General features: G+C 68.1%; 23 protein-coding genes. 8 read left to right on the top strand and 15 right to left on the bottom strand.

The features are described 5' to 3' along the window. The first annotated feature begins 11 nt into the window (after positions 1–11). Positions 12–404 carry a hypothetical protein gene (locus tag BGO82_RS03765; RefSeq protein WP_291304212.1) on the top strand — a complete coding sequence of 131 codons (393 nt, stop codon included), beginning with the start codon at positions 12–14 and terminating at the stop codon, positions 402–404. Between the two features lie 104 nt (positions 405–508). After that, entirely contained in the window at positions 509–928 is a 420-nt protein-coding gene (locus tag BGO82_RS03760; protein WP_291304211.1) for a DUF305 domain-containing protein, read from the top strand. A 62-nt stretch (positions 929–990) separates the two neighbouring features. Here the strand turns inward: BGO82_RS03760 and BGO82_RS03755 are convergent, their stop codons facing one another. Together BGO82_RS03755 and BGO82_RS03750 are read right to left on the bottom strand one after the other, a co-directional pair. Next, positions 991–1,332, bottom strand: coding sequence for a DUF4342 domain-containing protein (locus tag BGO82_RS03755; protein WP_291304210.1), 342 nt, complete (start codon positions 1,330–1,332; stop codon positions 991–993). A gap of 83 nt (positions 1,333–1,415) precedes the next feature. Continuing rightward, positions 1,416–1,784, bottom strand: a complete 369-nt coding sequence (locus BGO82_RS03750; protein WP_291304209.1) for a hypothetical protein — start codon at positions 1,782–1,784, stop codon at positions 1,416–1,418. 219 nt (positions 1,785–2,003) lie between these two features. Between BGO82_RS03750 and BGO82_RS03745 the strand changes: the two genes are divergently transcribed. Then, entirely contained in the window at positions 2,004–2,252 is a 249-nt protein-coding gene (locus tag BGO82_RS03745; RefSeq protein WP_291304208.1) for a hydrid cluster protein-associated redox disulfide domain protein, read from the top strand. Here BGO82_RS03745 and BGO82_RS03740 read toward each other — a convergent pair. The 6 genes from BGO82_RS03740 to BGO82_RS03715 all read right to left on the bottom strand — a co-directional run bounded on the left by BGO82_RS03740 (position 2,215) and on the right by BGO82_RS03715 (position 6,786). Beyond that, positions 2,215–2,919 (bottom strand): Crp/Fnr family transcriptional regulator, encoded by a 705-nt coding sequence (locus BGO82_RS03740; RefSeq protein ID WP_291304207.1) that lies wholly within the window; start codon positions 2,917–2,919, stop codon positions 2,215–2,217. The genes BGO82_RS03745 and BGO82_RS03740 overlap by 38 nt on opposite strands. 37 nt (positions 2,920–2,956) lie before the next feature. Beyond that, positions 2,957–3,985, bottom strand: a complete 1,029-nt coding sequence (locus BGO82_RS03735) for a hypothetical protein (RefSeq protein WP_291304206.1) — start codon at positions 3,983–3,985, stop codon at positions 2,957–2,959. A gap of 67 nt (positions 3,986–4,052) precedes the next feature. Next, positions 4,053–4,304: a DUF2249 domain-containing protein gene (locus BGO82_RS03730; protein WP_291304205.1), complete on the bottom strand. Its 252-nt coding sequence runs from the start codon at positions 4,302–4,304 to the stop codon at positions 4,053–4,055. Next, positions 4,304–4,639: a metal-sulfur cluster assembly factor gene (locus BGO82_RS03725; RefSeq protein ID WP_291304204.1), complete on the bottom strand. Its 336-nt coding sequence runs from the start codon at positions 4,637–4,639 to the stop codon at positions 4,304–4,306. The genes BGO82_RS03730 and BGO82_RS03725 overlap by 1 nt, the downstream gene beginning before the upstream one ends. 75 nt (positions 4,640–4,714) lie before the next feature. Continuing rightward, complete coding sequence (locus BGO82_RS03720) at positions 4,715–5,302, bottom strand: UbiX family flavin prenyltransferase (RefSeq protein ID WP_291304203.1); 588 nt, start codon at positions 5,300–5,302, stop codon at positions 4,715–4,717. Further along, a complete protein-coding gene (locus tag BGO82_RS03715) occupies positions 5,299–6,786 on the bottom strand; it encodes a UbiD family decarboxylase (RefSeq protein ID WP_291304202.1) in 1,488 nt (495 codons plus the stop codon). Before BGO82_RS03715 ends, BGO82_RS03720 begins: the two co-directional genes overlap by 4 nt. Positions 6,787–6,900: 114 nt before the next feature. Here BGO82_RS03715 and BGO82_RS03710 point away from each other — a divergent pair, with 114 nt between their 5' ends. From BGO82_RS03710 to BGO82_RS03700, 3 genes are read left to right on the top strand one after another with little or no spacing between them, the layout of a single operon-like run. Continuing rightward, positions 6,901–7,407: an SCP2 sterol-binding domain-containing protein gene (locus BGO82_RS03710; protein WP_291304201.1), complete on the top strand. Its 507-nt coding sequence runs from the start codon at positions 6,901–6,903 to the stop codon at positions 7,405–7,407. Beyond that, positions 7,398–8,372: a peptidase U32 family protein gene (locus BGO82_RS03705; RefSeq protein ID WP_291304200.1), complete on the top strand. Its 975-nt coding sequence runs from the start codon at positions 7,398–7,400 to the stop codon at positions 8,370–8,372. The genes BGO82_RS03710 and BGO82_RS03705 overlap by 10 nt, the downstream gene beginning before the upstream one ends. Beyond that, positions 8,353–9,291: a U32 family peptidase gene (locus tag BGO82_RS03700; RefSeq protein WP_291304199.1), complete on the top strand. Its 939-nt coding sequence runs from the start codon at positions 8,353–8,355 to the stop codon at positions 9,289–9,291. The genes BGO82_RS03705 and BGO82_RS03700 overlap by 20 nt, the downstream gene beginning before the upstream one ends. Before the next feature lie 7 nt (positions 9,292–9,298). Here the strand turns inward: BGO82_RS03700 and BGO82_RS03695 are convergent, their stop codons facing one another. Further along, entirely contained in the window at positions 9,299–9,871 is a 573-nt protein-coding gene (locus BGO82_RS03695) for an NAD(P)H-dependent oxidoreductase (RefSeq protein ID WP_291304198.1), read from the bottom strand. 95 nt (positions 9,872–9,966) lie between these two features. Further along, positions 9,967–10,800 carry a universal stress protein gene (locus tag BGO82_RS03690; RefSeq protein ID WP_291304197.1) on the bottom strand — a complete coding sequence of 278 codons (834 nt, stop codon included), beginning with the start codon at positions 10,798–10,800 and terminating at the stop codon, positions 9,967–9,969. A 187-nt stretch (positions 10,801–10,987) separates the two neighbouring features. Between BGO82_RS03690 and BGO82_RS03685 the strand changes: the two genes are divergently transcribed. Together BGO82_RS03685 and BGO82_RS03680 are read left to right on the top strand one after the other, a co-directional pair. Further along, on the top strand, positions 10,988–11,470 hold the full coding sequence (locus BGO82_RS03685) for a DoxX family membrane protein (RefSeq protein WP_291304196.1): 483 nt from the start codon (positions 10,988–10,990) through the stop codon (positions 11,468–11,470). Positions 11,471–11,602: 132 nt separating this feature from the next. Further along, on the top strand, positions 11,603–11,992 hold the full coding sequence (locus BGO82_RS03680) for a hypothetical protein (RefSeq protein ID WP_291304195.1): 390 nt from the start codon (positions 11,603–11,605) through the stop codon (positions 11,990–11,992). 314 nt (positions 11,993–12,306) lie between these two features. Here the strand turns inward: BGO82_RS03680 and BGO82_RS03675 are convergent, their stop codons facing one another. From BGO82_RS03675 to BGO82_RS03655, 5 genes are all read right to left on the bottom strand, one after another. After that, positions 12,307–13,092 carry an amino acid ABC transporter ATP-binding protein gene (locus tag BGO82_RS03675; RefSeq protein WP_291304194.1) on the bottom strand — a complete coding sequence of 262 codons (786 nt, stop codon included), beginning with the start codon at positions 13,090–13,092 and terminating at the stop codon, positions 12,307–12,309. Between the two features lie 88 nt (positions 13,093–13,180). Beyond that, positions 13,181–13,852: an amino acid ABC transporter permease gene (locus tag BGO82_RS03670; protein ID WP_291304193.1), complete on the bottom strand. Its 672-nt coding sequence runs from the start codon at positions 13,850–13,852 to the stop codon at positions 13,181–13,183. Between the two features lie 12 nt (positions 13,853–13,864). Beyond that, the gene (locus BGO82_RS03665; RefSeq protein ID WP_291304192.1) at positions 13,865–14,743 is read right to left on the bottom strand and encodes a transporter substrate-binding domain-containing protein; all 879 of its coding nucleotides are present in this window, start codon (positions 14,741–14,743) and stop codon (positions 13,865–13,867) included. Positions 14,744–14,839: 96 nt separating this feature from the next. Next, positions 14,840–16,102 (bottom strand): M20/M25/M40 family metallo-hydrolase, encoded by a 1,263-nt coding sequence (locus BGO82_RS03660; RefSeq protein WP_291304191.1) that lies wholly within the window; start codon positions 16,100–16,102, stop codon positions 14,840–14,842. A 390-nt stretch (positions 16,103–16,492) separates the two neighbouring features. Continuing rightward, positions 16,493–17,107 carry a GntR family transcriptional regulator gene (locus tag BGO82_RS03655; RefSeq protein WP_291304190.1) on the bottom strand — a complete coding sequence of 205 codons (615 nt, stop codon included), beginning with the start codon at positions 17,105–17,107 and terminating at the stop codon, positions 16,493–16,495. Between the last annotated feature and the right edge of the window lie 79 nt (positions 17,108–17,186).

Raw genomic sequence — 17,186 nt, 5'->3', positions numbered from 1 at the left:
GTTTCAACCGGATGCGATGGCTCGACCGGGCGCTGGCGCGGGGCGGACGCCTGCTGCGCGTGGCGTTCGTCGCCGCGCTGCTGTCGCTGGGGGTGGCCGCGCATGAAGCGGCCATGGCGATGGCGCTCGATGCGGGGGCAATGGCGGAGGCGATGCCGGCCGGCATGACCATGACGGCGGGGGCGCCGCAGATGCAGCACATGTCGCACGACGCATCGTGCATGGCGCCGCACTGCGCTCCGGCGCCGGCGTGCTGCGTGCTGGAGCAGTGTTTCATCGGGGTGGTGCCGACGCCCGACATCGGCTTTCCGACGGCCGGGCGGCCGGCCCTGGTCGCGGCGCCGGCGCCGCTGCGGACGAGCTCCGTCGCGTCGCTGCCGTTCCGGCCGCCGACCCTGAGCTGAGGCGCGCAGGCGGCCCGTCGCGGCCGCAGATCCGTAGCACTCAACTCAGGAGAAGTTTCGACATGATTCGTACATTCGCACGCGCGGCCCTGGCGGGCGCGACATTGCTGCTGCTCGCCGCACCGGCCCGGCCGGCCGACACCGAAGCGGGACGCAGCCTGCCCGACGCCTGCCGGACGACGGCCGCCGCCGACGCGCATATGGACCACATGGCGGCCGGGGGCATGGACATGAGCGGCATGGACATGACCGGCGCCGGCGACCTGGACGCCGCGCACCGGGACCTCATGCAGGGCATGCAGGAGATGCACGCCAACATGGACGAGGGCATGCAGGTCGCCGACATCGATGCGGCCTTCATCTGCTCCATGATTCCGCACCATCAGGGCGCCGTCGACATGGCCCGGGCCGAGCTGGCGCACGGCAAGGATCCGTGGGCCCGGGCGCTGGCCCAGCGGATCCTGGACGGACAGGCGGCGGAGATCGCCGAGATGATCGGCTGGGTGAAGTCGCGGCCGCAATAGGCGGCGAGGCGGGAGGGCGCGCATGTCGCGCCCTTCCACCGCGCGGGCTGGGGGGCCGCCCGTCACCGCGGCGTTTCGGGCGGGGCCGGCGCCGGCGCGTCCGGCTGGCGGGCGGGTTGCGCCGGCGTGTCGTCGCGGGTGATCTCGACGTTGACCTTGGCGAGAAGCCCGGCGACGGTCGCAAGGATCGCGAGCCAGGGCGCGCCGAGCGTCACGATGCCGCCGGCGACGGCGCCCGCCGTCAGCGGCAGGGTGAGGAACACGTCGCCGTCGCTGCTCTTGACCACGAGCTTGCGCACATTGCCTTCGGCCATCAGGCGGTTGAGCTCGTCCAGCAGGTGCTTGCCGGAGACCTCGATTTCCTCGACGAAGGTCTTCCATGCGGTCTTGGTGTCGTCGCTCATTAAGCCCTCCTTCGGCAGCACTTGGACGCACAATAGACGCCGCCGCGGCGGCGGACTTGATCTGGCTCAAGCGGGCGCGGCGCTCATACGGGCCGCACCGCGATCACCTGGAAGCGGTGCGCCTCGCCATTGGCCTCGGTGACGGGGATGGAGGCGCCGACGGCGAGCGGGGCGTCGAGCGCGAGGACCGAGCGGAACAGCGGGCCGCCATCATATTCGAGCACCAGCTCGCCGCCGTCGCCGAGCCTGATCCTGCCGCCCACCGGCCGGTGTCCGGAGCGCAGCCGGGTGCCGTGGCAGCAGCCATGGCCGCGGCGCAGCGCCTCGGCGTCGACGCTGCCGTCGGAGCGCAGCGGCACGTAGAGGTTGTAGAGGCGGCCGCGCTCGCCGAAGGGATGCTGCGGTTCGCGGTCGAGCTCGAGCTGGACATGACAGATTGCGGCGCGCGTCATCGATCACCTCCTTGCCGGTGCAGTCCCGCGCGCGGCGGGCAGCGCGCGACGGGCGATGGAGGTCGCATACGCCCGGCCCCGGTGACGAACTTTGCGCCAGATCAAGGACGGCGACGAAAGTCGCAGCGGCGGCAGCGGGACTTTTTCGGCGGTGTTTGCGCGGGCGCAAGGACAGCGCCGGGCAGCGGGCTAGGCTTTCCGGTTCATGGAGGAGCTGCGATGGCCGACCCCAGCACTGTCCTTGACACCCTGTCGCTGAACGAGATCATGCGCATCTGGCCGCGCACCATCCGCGTGTTCATCGACTGGCACCTGCATTGCATCGGCTGCCCGATCGCCGATTTCCACAGCCTCGCGGATTCGGCGGACGAGCACGGCTACAATCGCGCGGCGCTGCGGGCGGCGATCGTGCGCGCCATCGAGAACCGCCCTATTTCGCCAGCGCCGCCTCGACGCCGTCGGCGATGAGCAGCAGATGATGCGGGTTCCTGACGAGCAGCTTCTGCCGGCCGGTGCTGACCAGACCAGCCGCCTCCCAGGCGGTAAGAATGCGCGACACGGTGTGGAGCGTGGTTCCGGTCATTTCGGCGATATCCTGCTTGGAGATGGGGAAATCGATCCGTACCCCGTCGTCCTCGGGATAGCCCGACTGCCGGGCGAGCCGGAGCACGGCGTGGCCGACACGGCGCTCGACCGCCTCGGTCGAGAACTCCCGGATGCGCAGCTGCGCCTCCTGCAGCCGCTCTCCCATGATCTGCATGGCGTTCACCGCGAAGGCCGGATGGCCGTCGACCACGGTGGACCACGCCGACATCGGCCAGGCCAGCGCCACGCTCTCCAGCACGGCCGTGGCGGTGCCGGGATAGTCCGGCCGCTGCATGACCCTGGCGATGCCGAAGAGGTCGCCGGGCGCGACCATGCGGATGACGATCTGCTGGCCCTCCGAGGTCATCTGCGTGACCCGCAGGCGGCCATGCAGCAGGACGAAGAAGCGCTCGGCGATTTCCCCTTGCTCGAACACCACGTCGCCGGCGGCATAACGCTGGCTGCCGGCCTCCGACAGCACGTCGTCGAGGGCGGCATCGTCCAGGCGGGCAAACAGGGCAAGATCGCGGATCAGCGTGCGGTCAAGCATGACGGTCGACCTCCAGGGCCACTCGCATGGCGCCAAGCTATGGCAGCGACAGCGGGCGCGGCAATGGTCGATTCCGTCGCAACCGCCATTGCGTCCAGACGACCAGCACGACGAACGCCGCGAGGCTGGCGACGGTAACCGGTCCGCTCAGCAGGCGCAGCGAGTCGGGGCCGACGGTGCCGCCCAGCAGGCGCAGCAGCAGCGACAGATGCAGCAGCGCCAGCGGCCAATAGAGCGACGGGCTGAAGCTCAGATGGATGCCGAGCACCGCCGGCAGGATGATGAGCGCGTGCGCCATCAGCATCGACAGCACGAAGCCGAGGAATACGGTGTGCAATTGCAGGTCGTAGGCGCGGTCGAGGTCGTCGCCGAACAGCAGCAGGCCGCCCGACACCGCCAGCCAGACATAGCCGGCGAGCATGCCCGTGGCGAAGAAGCGGGAGGCGCCGGGGCGCCGGATGACGCGCCGCGCGACGTCGTAGCGACAGAGCCAGACGGCGAGCCCGAGCAGCGCACCGCCCAGCAGCCAGCGCCCGGACAGGCTGTCGATACCGAGCGCCGCGCCGATGACCAGCAGGCACAGCAGCCCGGCAAAGGCCGTGCGGCTGAGCTCGCCAGGCCGCAGGGTGCGGCTCAGCTCCAGCCGTTCGGCGGCGATGGTGCCGACGAAGAAGGCGATCCACAGGCCGACGCTGGCGCGGGCATCGGCCGACAGCATCCAGACGAAATCGCCGGCCGCCATGCAGAAGGCCCCGACGGCGAGGCTGAAGGTGAACAGCGCGCGCTGCAGCAGGAAGACGGCCACCGAGGCGGCGAACAGCACCAGCCCGCCGGCAAGAAAGAGCCCCGCCCCGGCAGCCGGCGCGCCGAGCAGGCAGCACACGCCGCCCGCCGCGAAGGCCAGCGGCGCGACCAGCGCCCAGCGCCGCTCGAGCGCGACGGCGCGTTCGAGCGAGATCACCGTGCCGAACAGGCCGCAGACCATGAGCGGTCCGTGGATTTCGGCGACGGCGTCTCCCTCCAGCGGCAGGCCGAGGCGGACGAGACCACCCCAGAGGCCCGCCATTGCGGCGGCACCGGCGAGCCCGAGGAGAACGACGTTCGCCGTACGTGCGAGACGGGTTGCGTCCTGGCTAGGAGGCGATGCGGTCAATCTTGACCTGCCACACCTCAGGTCCCGACTTCTCGTAGGTCCACTCGAAGCTGCCCGGATATTCGGTGCTGAACTGGTAGAACAGCGGGCGCGGATCGTGATCGTTGACGATGCGGAAGAATTCGCCCGGCAGCAGGTTGTCGAAGGTGCTGAAGATCATCGGGTGGCGCAGGCGCGGCGCGATCACGCGCACGTCGATGGTGGTGTCGGTCGCTTGGCAGTCGTTGCACATCAGGCATAATTCCTTGTTCGCGTCATTCCCAGCAGCTCGAAGCCGTGATCGCTCACCATGTCCTCAGACCATGGGGGATCCCACACCAGCCGCACGTCGATGGTTTCGGCGTCGGGAAATGCGGCGCCGAGCCGCTCGCGCACATCGTCGCGGATCAGGCTGCCGAGCGGGCAAGCCCGGCTGGTCAGCGTGAAGACGATTTCGATCGCGGCGCCGGACCGGGTGGCCGACAGCACGAGGCCGAGATCGACGATGTTGATGCCGAGCTCGGGGTCGATGACCTCGCCGAGGCAGGCGCAAATATCCGGGTCGAGGATCGGGATCAGCACCGTCACGCCTTCGTTCTGCTGGAACGCTGCATGATTACGGCCGGCGGCGCATCGCTTCTTTGCGCCAGCGCAAATTCCGGCTCAGGTCGCCGCCGATGCGAGCCCTGGCCAGGACGCGGCCGGCGGCAGCGCGTCGAGCTGCAGCAGCGCCAGCGCCCGGCGCGCCATCTGGTCGACCATCGCCTCGAGGGTCTGCGGCCCCTGGTAGAACGGCAGGGCCGGCGGCGCGACGATGGCGCCCATCTCGGTGACGGCGGCCATGGCCCGCAGATGCCCCAGATGCAGCGGCGATTCGCGCACCATGAGGACGAGCAGACGCCGCTCCTTGAGATGCACGTCGGCGGCGCGGGTCAGCAGATTGTCCGAAAGGCAGCAGGAGATCGCCGACAGGGTACGGATCGAACAGGGGGCGACGATCATCCCGTGGGTCGCGAACGAGCCGCTGGCGATGGTGTCGCCGATGGCGCCGACCGGATGAACGACGGTGGCGAGCGCTTCGGCGCGCGCGAGGCCGTGCGCGCCCAATTCGTGGCGGAGCGTCTGCCGCCCGGCCTTGCTGACGACCAAATGGGTCTCGATGCCAGCGGCCTGCGACAGGATTTCGAGGACACGCAGGCCGAGGCACGCGCCCGACGCTCCGGACATGCCGATGACGACGCGAGATGTCATGGGGCGGCACCCAGACCCAGCCGTGGCCAGATCTCGTCGATGCGCGACATCGCCTCGCTGCTCATGGCGAGCACCCTGCCCCATGGGCGGGCGGTCTCGGCACCGATCTTGTTGGTGGCGTCGAGCCCGATCTTGCCGCCAAGGCCGGGCAGCGGCGAGGCAAAATCGAGATAGTCGATCGGCGTGTTGTCGAGCTGCACCAGATCGCGCGAGGCGTCGAAGCGGGTGGAGATCGCCCACAGAACGTCGTCCCAATTGCGGATGTCGATATCGGCCGCGTCGACCACGACGATGGTCTTGGTCATCATGAATTGCGGCAGCATCGACCACAGCCCCAGCATGACGCGGCGCGCCTGCCCCGGATAGCGCTTGTCGATGGCGACGATGGCGAAGCGGTAGGAGCAGGCGGCGGACGGGAAGTGAACGTCGCGAATTTCGGGGAACTGCCGGCGCACCAGCGGCACGAACAGGCCGCCCAGCGCCTCGGCGAGCACCGCCGGCTCGTCCGGCGGGCGCCCGGTGAAGGTCGATACATAGGTCGGATCGTGGCGATGCGTGATGGCGCCGAGGGTGACGACGGGGAACGGCTCCACGGCGTTGTAGTAGCCGGTATGGTCGCCATACGGTCCCTCCGGCGCGCGCTCGGTCGACGACACGGCGCCTTCGAGCACGAACTCGGCATTGGCCGGAACCGGCAGGTCCACGCTCACGGCCCGGGCCACGCCGGTCTTTTCCCGACGCAGCAGACCGGCGAAGGCGAGCTCGCTGACGCCGTCGGGAATCGGCATTGCCGCGGCCAGCATGGTCGCGGGGTCGGCGCCGATGGCGATGGCGATCGGCATGTCCTCGCCGCGCGCCTGCCAGCGGGCGAAATGACGCGCGCCTCCCCGGCCCGGAAGCCAGCGCACGATCAACCGGCCGCGCCCGAGAACCTGCAGGCGATAGACGCCGACATTGATGTCGGCGGCATCGTCGGGGTCGCGCGTGACCACCAACGGCCAGGTGATCAGCGGCGCGGGCTCGCCGGGCCAGCACCACTGGATGGGCAGCGCGCCGAGATCGAGCTCGGCGGCCGGAACGACCACCTGCTGCACCGGCGGGCGCGACACGGAGCGGGTACCCATGGCCAGCGCCGCGCGCAGCTCCGGCAACCGCCGCAGCGCGCCGCGCAGCGTCGCGGGCGGCTCGGGATGGCGCAGATAGGCCAGCGTTTCGCCGAGCTCGGCCATGCCCGCCGCCTCGATGCCGAGGCCCATGGCGACGCGCTGCGGCGTGCCGAAGAGATTGACCAGGACGGGATAACAAAGCTCGCTGCCGGCCGCATCGACCGGCCGCTCGAACAGGATGGCGGGACCGCGGGCGGCGAGCACGCGCCGGTGAATCTCGGTCATCTCGTGCACGAGAGAGACCGGCTCGGCGACACGCACCAGCATGCCGGCCGCATCGAGCTCGGCCATGAATTGGCGCAGGTCGGAACGTCCCATCTGGCGGTACCCGTTTTCCGGTACCGACCATGGAGGCGACGCATCTGTCTTTGCGCAAACGCAAACAGGCTTGCCGGCCCCGATGCTACGGTCGGCCGGTTCAAGGACGTTCCGATGCTGCCGCCGATCCTCCGCCTGCTCGCCACGCCGCTGCCCCTGCCCCTGGTGCAAGGGATGGCGCAAGCGAGCCTCACGCACATCCTTCGCGAGCATCCCGGGCTGTTCGACCGGCTCGGGACGTTCGCGGCACGGCCGATCGCCATCTCGCCCACCGACGCGCCGTTCGACTTCACGCTGGTGCTGGCGCGCCGCAGCGTGCGCGTCACGCGGCGCGGGGCGACGCCACCGGCCTACGCGACCCGCATCTGCGGCCCGATCGTGCTGCTGCTGGCGCTCGCCGAGGGGCGGCTGGACGGCGATGCGGAGTTTTTCGGACGCCACATCAGCATCGAGGGCGACATGGAGACGGCGCTGGCGCTGCGCAACGCGGCCGAAAGCATCCCGCTCGATTTCGTGCGCGACCTGGCGCCGCCCTGGCGCTGGGCGCAGCGCCCGGGGCAGGCGGTGCTGGGGGCGGTGCGCCGGTCGCTGCTGGAGCGCGAGGGCGTGCCATGCAACTGATCTGTCCGGCCGGCACGCCGGCGGCGCTGCGCGATGCGGTCGATCTCGGCGCCGACGCGGTCTATTGCGGGTTCCGCGACGAGACCAATGCCAGGAACTTCCCGGGGCTCAATTTCAGCCGCGAGGAGCTGGAGCGCGAGATCGCCTATGCGCATTCGAGGCAGGTGCATGTGCTGGTCGCCATCAACACCTTCATGCGCGCCGGCAGCGAAGCGCTGTGGGAGCGGGCGGTGGACGATGCGGTGCGGCTGGGCGCCGACGCGCTGATCCTCGCCGATCTGGGCCTCATCGCCTACACGGCCGAGAGGCATCCGCAGGCGCGGCGGCATCTGTCGGTGCAGGCGGGAGCGGCGAACGCCGATCACATCGGCTTTCTGGTCGAGGCGTTCGGCATCAAGCGCGCGGTGCTGCCGCGCGTGCTGTCGCTGACCGAGGTCGCGGCGCTGACGCGCGAGGTGCCGTGCGAGACCGAAGTATTCGTGTTCGGCGGACTGTGCGTGATGGAGGAAGGGCGGTGCTCGCTGTCGTCGTACGCGACGGGGCTGTCGCCGAACATGCATGGCGTGTGCTCGCCCGCGAGCCATGTGCGCTACCGCAAGGACGGCGAGGCGATGGTGTCCATGCTCGGCGACTTCACCATCAACCGGTTCGGCGCCGGCGAGGCCGCCGGGTACCCGACCATCTGCAAGGGGCGGTTCACGGCCGAGGGCCGCGACGGCTACGTGTTCGAGGACCCGGTGAGCCTCGACGCCCTGGCGCATCTCGACACGCTGCACAAGGCCGGCGTTAGCGCCCTCAAGATCGAAGGCCGGCAGCGCGGACGCGCCTATGTCGCGCAGGTGGTCAAGGAAATCCGCCGGCGGCTGCAATCGGGCTCCGGCGCGGCCGACGGCGCCGAGGCGCTGCGCCGGATGAGCGAGGGGCAGCGCACCACGGAGGGGTCCTATGACCGACGCTGGCGCTGATCCCGGCGCGGGCCGGCTCACCCTCACGCTCGGCCCGGTGCTGTTCCTGTGGAGCGAGGAGCGCTGGCGCGATTTCTACTTCCGGATCGCGGACGAAGCCGATCTCGACGCGGTGGTGATCGGCGAAACGGTGTGCTCCAAGCGCGAGCATTTTCATGCGCGCGCCATGGACGAGGTGGCCGAGCGGCTCACGCGGGCGGGCAAGACGGTGCGGCTCGCCTCGCTGGCGCTGGTCACCGCGCCGCGCGAGCGGAAATCGGTGCAGCGGCTGGCGGCGCAGGAGCGTTTCGCGGTGGAGATCGGCGAGCTGTCGGCGGTGCCGCGGCTGCGGGGGCGGCCGTTCGCGGTCGGGCCGATGGTCAACGTCTACAACGCGGCGACGGCGGAGGTGCTGGCCAAGCTCGGGGCGACGACGATCTGCCTGCCGCCGGAACTGCCGCTCGCCTCGCTCGAGCGGATTTGCGCGCAGGCGCCGCGCGTCGGCATCGAGGTGTTCGCCTTCGGCAAGGTGCCGCTGGCGATCTCGGCGCGCTGCGCCCATGCCCGGTTTCGCGGGCTGACCAAGGACACCTGCCAGTTCATCTGCGGCGAGGACCCGGACGGGGTGGCGGTCGATACGCTCGACGGGCAGCGCTTCCTCGCGCTCAACGGCGTGCAGACGGTCTCGGGGACGTGCCACGTCGCCCTCGACGACATCGACGGCCTGCGGCGGGCCGGCGTGCGAGGGCTGCGCCTGTCGCCGCAGAGCTGCGACATGGTGGCGGTGGCGCAGATCTTCCGCGCGGTGAGCGAGCGGCGGCTCGAGGCTGCCGTGGGCCGACGGCGGCTCGCCGAGATCTATCCCGACGTGCCGTTCTCCAATGGCTTCCTGCATGGGCGGCCGGGGCGCGAGCTGGTCGCGGCGGGGCAGGCGCAGTGAGCCGAGCTCACGGGGCTTCGCCGAGCCGTCGCAGCTTTTCGACCCAGCTATCGCGCCGCTTCTGGTCCATGTCCTTGACGCCGCCGATGCGGGTGACCTTGACCGGCTGCATGCCGCAGAACTCCAGGGTGCCGCGCCGGACGGCGTTGAGGTCGCTGTCGCGATTGTGGTCGCGCAGCCAGGCGGCGGGCGCGTCGGAGGTGGTGACGATGTGGGCCGAGCGGCCAGCCAGCATCTTGCTCCAGGACGGGTCCTGCACGTCGTGGCGATAGGTGATCTCCGAATACAGCGTGCGGTCGAAGAATCCCTTCAGCAGCGCCGGCACGTTGCCCCACCAGACGGGGTAGAACAGCGCGAAATGCTCGCACCAGTCGAGATTGGCGCGGGCCGCGATCAGATCCGGCTCCAGCGGCTGCACCAGGCGCAGGCCGGCGCGCAGGACCGGATCGAAGCTGAGCTCGAACAGGTCCTGCCGCCGCACCTCGTGGCCATGGTCGACGGCGGCCTCGGCATAGGCTTCGGCCAGCCGGCCGCCGAAGCGCTCGGTGTCGGGATGAGCGTAGAGGACGTAAATGCGCATTGCAGCCTCGCGAGGGGAGCCCGGCATGTTGTACACCGCCCCGGCGCCGAACGCATGCGGGCCGGGACAATTTGCTGTCGTTGGCGGGGCGCGTCCTAATGCGACATCAGCACGGCCATCTGCAGGCTGGCGAGGACCGACCTGGTGGCGCCGCCGAGAATGAACTCGCGGATGCGGCTGTGGCCGTAGGCGCCCATGGCGAGCAGCCCCGCATCCTTGCGCCGGGCGGCGGCCTGAAGCGCCTCGCCGACGGATTGTCCGCTGCCGACCAGCACCTCGAAATGGCTGTTCTGGATGCCGCGGCGATCGAGCGCCGCGAGGATGCCTTCGACGCTCTGCGGATCGATCGGCTTGTCCATGTCGGCGGTGAGCAGGATCACGCGATCGGCCGCCTCGAGCAGCGGCATGGCGTCGCGCAACGCCCGGGCCGAGGCGGCGCTGTCGTCCCACGCCACGGCGACGGTGTTGAGATGCACCGGCGCCTCGCCGCTTGCGGGGATCAGCACCACCGGACCACCGGACTCGAAAATCAGCGCCTCGGCGACCCGCCGCTCGTCGCTGCTGTCGCCCATGGCCATGAGCGACAGATCGTGCAGCCGGGCGGCGCCGGCGAGCGCGCCCGCCGCCCACTCCCAGCGGGAGCGCACGTGATCGATGCCGATCTCGAGGCCGAGCCGCTTCGCTTCGTTGCGCAGGTGGCCAGCCGCGTCGCTGGCGTGCGAGCGGCTCATGGCCTCGGCTTCCGCCGCCATCGCCGACACATCGATGCCGACAGGACCGAGCGGCGCCGACACCGGCGGCACGTCGACCTCGGCGATGGTGGCGGCGACTTCGCCCTGCAGCGTCGCGACAAGATCGAGAGCCCGCTGCAGTCCGGGCAACGCGGTGGGCGTCGGATAGGTCAGGACAGGGAGAAAAGCCCGAAGCATGGAAACCTCCTGCAGCGTTGCATCAGCAAGGCCACTAGATATCGGCATCGGCGCCGCCGCTCCTTGATCGAGGTCAAAGCCGGGCCATGGCGCGATGGCGGCCCGCAGCGCGCACCCGATTGACCAATATCAAGTCGCGCCGGGCCTGATGGGACGATCCTGCGTCCATTCCAGATTGGAGGAGCAGATGTTCAGCTCACCCGCCGTCAAACCACTCGTCGTCCTCCTGCGCCTCGCCATGGCGTGGGTCTTTCTCTACGCGGCCAGCCACCAGGTGTTCGGGGGATTTTCGGTCTCTGGCTTTCTGGGCTCGACCAAGACCTTCCACTGGCTGTTCGCGCCGCTGGCCACGGAGCCGCTCGCGGGCGTGCTCAGCTTTCTCGTCGCCTACGGGCACCTGCTGATCGGCCTGTCGCTGCTCAGCGGCCTGATGGTGCGGCTCAGCGCGAGCTTCGGCATCGCCCTGATGCTGTTCTACTGGATGGCGCATATGGACTTCCCGTACATCTCGGCCACCACGAACTTCTTGCTCGACGAGCACATCGTCTATGCGCTGGTGCTCGGCCTGATGATCGCGACCAGCGCCGGCCACATCTTCGGGCTCGACGCATGGGCCGCCAAGCTCGACCAGGTGCATCGCAACAAATGGCTGGGCTGGGCCACCGCCTGACCGTCCCCACCGCATGACCCCGATCGCCGCCGCGCCGCGCGCGCGACGGCGACATTTCGGACCAGCCACCACGACTTCATCGCGGTGCAAGGGACCCCGCGCCCGCTGCCGCCAACCACAAGAGGACACATCATGCACCACACCAGCGGCTGCGTCTGGATCGACCATCGCGAGGCCCGCATCTTCGGACTGTCGGTCGACGACGCCGACGAGATCGTCGTGCACGACGCGCACGCGCCGCAGCACATCCACCGCCGCGCCGACCATGTGCATCTCGGCAAGGAGGCGCCCAACACGGAGTTCTTCGCCGACATCGCCGACAAGCTCGGAGGCTTTCGCAGGATCCTCATCGTCGGGCCGGGCGTGGCCCGCACCGAATTCGCCGGCTACCTGACGGACACCCACCCGGCGCTGGCGAAAAAGGTCTGGGGCATCGAAGCGATGGACCATCCGACCGACGCCCAGCTCATCGCCGCCGCGCGAAAATACTTCCGCGCCGCGACCCGCATGCACGCGTCGTGACGGGAGGGGCCGCCGTGATCGCGGTGCGCCCTACCCTGCCAGCGCGGCCCGACACAGCATGACCGAACGGCCCGGCTCGCTTTGAATGAGCGGGCCCTCGAACCGCTGACAGGACCCGCCGACCGGCTGCAGCTTCCACCCGTGCGCCGACCTTTGATTACCATCACCGGGATGTGGCCGTCCCCGACCATGCCTGGCATGATAATCGATCTTGTCCGCACCGATCAGCCGTCGCTGCGACCGCTGCAATTTCGGCATCGTCGCCGGCGGGCGCTGCACCGACCGCGCTCCCGCCGCCATGGCGGCGCTACGCATCAGTGCAGCACGCGCGAGAGAAATTGCCGTGTCCGCTCGCTTTGCGGGTTTTCGAAGAAGTTCTGCGGCGAGGTGCGTTCCGCCACGACGCCATCGGCAATGAGCAAGACTTCGTCGGCCGCCTTCTTGGCGAACCCGACCTCGTGCGTGACGATGACCATCGTCATGCCACTGTCGCGCAGGCTGTAGATGACGTCCAGAACTTCTTGAACCATTTCCGGATCGAGCGCCGACGTCGGCTCGTCGAAAAGCATGAGTTCCGGCTTGACCGCAAGCGCCCGGGCAATCGCGACGCGTTGCTGCTGGCCGCCCGAAAGCTGAATGGGATAGGCCTTCGCCTTGTCGGCAATGCCGACGAGCTTGAGCTGCTCGTACGCCTGCTCGCGGGCCTGCTCCTTCTTGACGCCGTAAACGTGCACCAGCCCAGAGGCGACATTGTCGAGGGCATTCATGGTCAGGAACAGATTGAACTGCTGGAACACCATTCCGGTCTTGCGGCGCTGCCGCGCGACGGCGGCCTCGCCGAGCCGCCGGCGCGTGCCGGCGGCCATCCGGTAGCCCATTTCCTCGCCGCAGACCTTCATCACGCCCGAATCGATCATCTCGAGACAGTTGATGGATCTGAGGAACGTGCTCTTGCCACCGCCGCTGGGGCCCATGATGCAGAGGGAGTCGCCCTTGTTGAGGCTCACCGAAATGCCCTTCAGGACATCGAGCTTGCCGAACGATTTGCGAACGTCGATGGCTTCCAGTATCGGCGTGGATGCGGCCGCGAGCGCCGTCATTTCCGGTCACGCCCGCACATGACGCCGCCATTCGAAAGAACGACCGGGCGTTTCGACGACTGCAGTTTTCTCACGGTCTTGGCCTTTCTCATGAGGTGGTGACGTAGCTCTGGTTGAGCCGGTTCTCGATGTAGTTCTGAACGACCTGCCAGATCGAGACCAGAACGAGATAGTAGATCGCCGCCGCAACCAGGCCTTCCAGGACGCGATAGTTGATCTGGATGGCGAACTGCGCGTTGCGCAGCAATTCGTTCACGGCCACGACCGACAGCAGCGTCGTCGTCTTGAACAGGCCATTCACCGCGTTGCCCAGCGGCGGCACGATGATTCGCGAAGCCTGCGGGAACACGACGACCCGCATGACCCGCGCGGGGGTCATTCCGAGCGCCCGGGCGGCCTCGTACTGGCCCTTGGGCACCGACAATATTCCCGAGCGAACGATTTCGGACAGATAGGCCGCCTCGTTGAGCGTGAGGCCAAGAATACCGGCCGCCAGCGGGCCAAGCCGGATTCCGAACTGCGGCAGGCCGGTATAGATGATCACCAGAGTCACCAGGAGCGGCACGCCGCGGAACAGCCAGGTGAAGAAGGCCGAGGGCCAGCGCAGCCCCCGGTTGTTGGACATGCGCATCAGCGCGAGCACGATGGCCAGGGCCAAGCCCATGATCAGACAGACCGAGGTGAGCCAGATCGAGGTCCACGCGCCCGAAACGTACTGCCTGCTGACCAGGAACTCGAAAAAGCTCGACCAAGACCACATCGTCGTTCCTCGTCAGTTCTTGGGTGGCGAGTCGGCGGTGATAACCTTCGTTACCCCCTGGTACATCGTGAACCCGTATTTATCGAGGAGGGCTTTCAGGCTTCCATCCTGACGCAGGTTCTTGACGACCTCGACGACGGCCTCGGCGAGGGCCTCGTCGTTCAGGCCAAGACATTTGAACGTCTGGTTGAGCGGTTCGCCCGCAAGCTCGAACCGCCCGTCGGAGGGCGGCAGCCCCGTGGTGATGAGCGCGTCGGCCTGACCTGCGGCGAGCGCCTGGGCCGCTTTCGTGTTGTCGTCGAACACCAGCACCTCGAACGGCTTCTTGCCGGCGGCGACGAGACCGTCGCTGAGCTTGTTGGTCGTGTCGAACTCGTAGCCCGGCCCTTCCGTCGCCACGCGCAGGCCCGCCATGTCGTCGACGGTCTTGATGTTGTGCGGATTGCCCGCCGTCACCCAAACCACGACCCCCTGAACCTCGACCGGGATCATCTTGACGACCTCCACCCGCGCCGGCGTGTAGACCATGCCGCTGGCGCTGATGTCCCAACGCTTGCTCTGCAGGCCGGGAATGTGGGTGTCGAACGGCGAATTGATCATTTCCAGATCGAGGCACAGTCCGTCGGCGATCATTTTGGCCATCTCGGCGCGAACGCCGACGATCTTGCCGTCCTGGTCGACGTAGGAGCTCGGGTAGCTCGCGGCGTTGGTGACGACAGTGAGCGTGCCTGGCTTGACCAATGAGGACGCGGGGACTTCCACGCATTTCTTGCCGGCGGCCGTTTCCGTGCCGGCGGCGAGCGTGGGGCTCGTCCCGAAGGCCGCCGCCGCGAGCAGCAGCGCAACTGACGAGAGGGTGAGTGCAGCCCGTCGAATGGAGTTTCTGGACATGTCTTGTCTTTCACCGTGGGTTGGAAGGTTGCTGGGTCTGAAGGAACGTGCGTAAGCCACCCTCCGCCTCCTTCAGGTCGTAAGTCGGATCTCCAGTCAGGTGGCGGCAGAAGGCGCGGTTTTCTCGTCCCAGCTCACCAGAACGCGAGCGATGACTTCGACCATCCGCATGAAGTCATCGACATCCAGCCATTCGTCGGAGCGGCCAAAATTGCCCGCAACGGATCCGATGCCGACCGTCGGCGTGTCGGCATGGCGCATGGGGAAGCGGATGTCGCTGGCGCTGTGCCAGCCATACGGCTCCGGCGTCGTGCCAGTGACCGTGGCAACGGCATCCTGCACCACGCGGGCAAACTCCGAGCCCTCGCAGCTTGCCGGGTTGGACCGCACGCCGATGAGCTCGACCGCCGGCATATGCTGCTGCAGCCACGGACTGGCGGACGCGGCACGCGCGACAGCTCCTCGCAGCCCCGCGATGACCGAGTCAATCGACCCTTCAGTATACCAGCAGGTGCCCTCCATGACGCAGATGTCGGGAACCTCGATGGCGTCACGACCGGCCTTGATGCTGTTTACCGAGCAGATGAGCTTGGGCTGCGTGTCTGCCCATTGCACGATGGCGGCGACGATATTGGCGCCGTGAACAAGAGCGTTCTCGCCCTGGCGCGGATCGGCGCTTCGTGCCGACGATTCCAGCGGCACGGGCGTGCGGCCCGCGACCTCGATGCGGAACGACAGGACCCCACGCGTCGCAACCTTGATGCGCCCCATTCCGTCCCCAACCTCGCCGGGATGGCAGTAGAGCGCGCCCTCGCTCTTGCCGGCCTGGCGCACGGACTGGAACATTCCGGTGAAGCCGCCGGTCTTGGCTTCGGCGATCACGACGGCGGGAGCTTTGCGCAAGACCAGTCCACTGCGCTCGATCGCTCGAAGCGCCGCGACAATGGCGACTACGCCGGCCTTGCAGTCAGCAACCCCGATGCCCGCGACCCGGCCCCGGCCGTCGGCGGTCAGCACCAGCGGGTCGGCAGTCCACGCCCCCTGCTCGGCAGGATCGCAGGTATCCGAGTGAGCAAAAAGCATGAGCCCGCGCTGGCCGGGCTTATGAGCCACCATGCCGCCGCCAGACGTCTTGCGCGTTGGCGGCGAAAACTCCGGCGTATCGCGTACGTCGTCGGGATTGCTCGGAACGTCGTCCACGCTAAAGCCGAGATGCCGAAGCTCGCTCGCAAGGAACTCATGCATCGCGGCGGTATTGCCGGTGACACTGGGGATAGCCACCACGCGCCGCAGCAGATCGAGGGTTTCGTCAGCGTCGCCATGGACCCGTGCCACGACATCTCGAACCTGAATCGTCATCCCGTCTGCTCCCGTACGGTATACCGTTTGGAGACGGTTTCACGAGCGTCCTCCCGAGTCAAGCGCCCACGCGCTGCGACCAAATAGATTCAGCCAGCGCCGTCGCAAGAGGACGTGCCCTTTCGTAACATTCTGTAATAACACGATAATTGTTCTGCCGAAACGGACCGACTGGGGTTGACTATCGCTCCGTCAGCGCCATTGCGAGCACCGTGAGCGGCACGTGGCGCCAGATGCGCAACGTGCCGCAAGGTGCACAGAGCGCTGGGCGATCCGATCCCGCTTCACCTATCGCGAAGACCTTCGCGGCGACGCGCGACGGAACGAGGCAGATCGTCTTTGAGGTTTGTTCCAGCACCTCGCGACCCGGATGCTGCGGGCATGCAACGGTCAGGACAACGTCGCGGTAGCGAACTTGATCAGCGCACGAATGTGCTGCGTAACGGCGCGACGGGCGGCCTTACTGTCGCGAGCTTCCAGCGCGTCCAGGATCAGATCGTGGCCCCGCGAGTCTGGATCGAGCCGGTCCGTCAGTCGCTCGATCTCGAACAATTGTGTCGTGACGCGAAGCGCGCGCAACGACCGCGACATGACCTGATTGCCGCAATTGTCGATGAAGAGATGATGCAGCGCGTCGTCGGCCTTCCAGTGGGCAATCACATCATAGGGACGCTGGCTGCTCAGCCCCCACAGCGCCGCGCGCGCGGCGGCAATTGCGCCGCGATCCAACCGATCAGTCGCCAGCGCTGCCGCCTCGGGCTCCAGCATCTCACGTACTTTCAGGCTCTGTAGATACTCGTCGGTGCTGACCTGCCTGATCTTGAAGGACCGTCCACCGGACTTGACCAGTTGACCCTCGATTTCGAGGCGCTGCAGTGCCTGCCTCAGCGGCGTGCGCGACAAGCCGAGACTCTCGGCGAGATATTGTTCGACGATCACTTCGCCAGCTCGCAGCTTTCGCTCGCGGATCGCCAGGGACAGCGTGTCGTAGGCAATGTCGGACAACCGCCGCGGCGCCGCCTGAGCTTTTGGACCGACCCATTCTTCCGACGATCTGCGTGGTCGTGATTGGTTCATTGCCAAA

The sequence above is a fragment of the Devosia sp. 67-54 genome, assembly GCF_001899075.1.
Lineage (GTDB): Bacteria > Pseudomonadota > Alphaproteobacteria > Rhizobiales > Devosiaceae > Devosia_A.
Note: the sequence above shows the minus strand (reverse complement) of the source record. Positions and strands in the feature narration are given on the sequence as shown.

Excerpts from the sequence above, each read along its gene's own strand:
- BGO82_RS03765 (WP_291304212.1), top strand. The coding sequence starts at position 12 with ATGCGATGGCTCGACCGGGCGCTGGCGCGGGGCGGACGCCTGCTGCGC.
- BGO82_RS03755 (WP_291304210.1), bottom strand. The coding sequence starts at position 1,332 with ATGAGCGACGACACCAAGACCGCATGGAAGACCTTCGTCGAGGAAATC.
- BGO82_RS03750 (WP_291304209.1), bottom strand. The coding sequence starts at position 1,784 with ATGACGCGCGCCGCAATCTGTCATGTCCAGCTCGAGCTCGACCGCGAA.
- BGO82_RS03745 (WP_291304208.1), top strand. The coding sequence starts at position 2,004 with ATGGCCGACCCCAGCACTGTCCTTGACACCCTGTCGCTGAACGAGATC.
- BGO82_RS03740 (WP_291304207.1), bottom strand. The coding sequence starts at position 2,919 with ATGCTTGACCGCACGCTGATCCGCGATCTTGCCCTGTTTGCCCGCCTG.
- BGO82_RS03735 (WP_291304206.1), bottom strand. The coding sequence starts at position 3,985 with ATGGCGGGCCTCTGGGGTGGTCTCGTCCGCCTCGGCCTGCCGCTGGAG.
- BGO82_RS03730 (WP_291304205.1), bottom strand. The coding sequence starts at position 4,304 with ATGTGCAACGACTGCCAAGCGACCGACACCACCATCGACGTGCGCGTG.
- BGO82_RS03720 (WP_291304203.1), bottom strand. The coding sequence starts at position 5,302 with ATGACATCTCGCGTCGTCATCGGCATGTCCGGAGCGTCGGGCGCGTGC.
- BGO82_RS03715 (WP_291304202.1), bottom strand. The coding sequence starts at position 6,786 with ATGGGACGTTCCGACCTGCGCCAATTCATGGCCGAGCTCGATGCGGCC.
- BGO82_RS03710 (WP_291304201.1), top strand. The coding sequence starts at position 6,901 with ATGCTGCCGCCGATCCTCCGCCTGCTCGCCACGCCGCTGCCCCTGCCC.
- BGO82_RS03705 (WP_291304200.1), top strand. The coding sequence starts at position 7,398 with ATGCAACTGATCTGTCCGGCCGGCACGCCGGCGGCGCTGCGCGATGCG.
- BGO82_RS03700 (WP_291304199.1), top strand. The coding sequence starts at position 8,353 with ATGACCGACGCTGGCGCTGATCCCGGCGCGGGCCGGCTCACCCTCACG.
- BGO82_RS03695 (WP_291304198.1), bottom strand. The coding sequence starts at position 9,871 with ATGCGCATTTACGTCCTCTACGCTCATCCCGACACCGAGCGCTTCGGC.
- BGO82_RS03690 (WP_291304197.1), bottom strand. The coding sequence starts at position 10,800 with ATGCTTCGGGCTTTTCTCCCTGTCCTGACCTATCCGACGCCCACCGCG.
- BGO82_RS03685 (WP_291304196.1), top strand. The coding sequence starts at position 10,988 with ATGTTCAGCTCACCCGCCGTCAAACCACTCGTCGTCCTCCTGCGCCTC.
- BGO82_RS03680 (WP_291304195.1), top strand. The coding sequence starts at position 11,603 with ATGCACCACACCAGCGGCTGCGTCTGGATCGACCATCGCGAGGCCCGC.
- BGO82_RS03675 (WP_291304194.1), bottom strand. The coding sequence starts at position 13,092 with ATGACGGCGCTCGCGGCCGCATCCACGCCGATACTGGAAGCCATCGAC.
- BGO82_RS03670 (WP_291304193.1), bottom strand. The coding sequence starts at position 13,852 with ATGTGGTCTTGGTCGAGCTTTTTCGAGTTCCTGGTCAGCAGGCAGTAC.
- BGO82_RS03665 (WP_291304192.1), bottom strand. The coding sequence starts at position 14,743 with ATGTCCAGAAACTCCATTCGACGGGCTGCACTCACCCTCTCGTCAGTT.
- BGO82_RS03660 (WP_291304191.1), bottom strand. The coding sequence starts at position 16,102 with ATGACGATTCAGGTTCGAGATGTCGTGGCACGGGTCCATGGCGACGCT.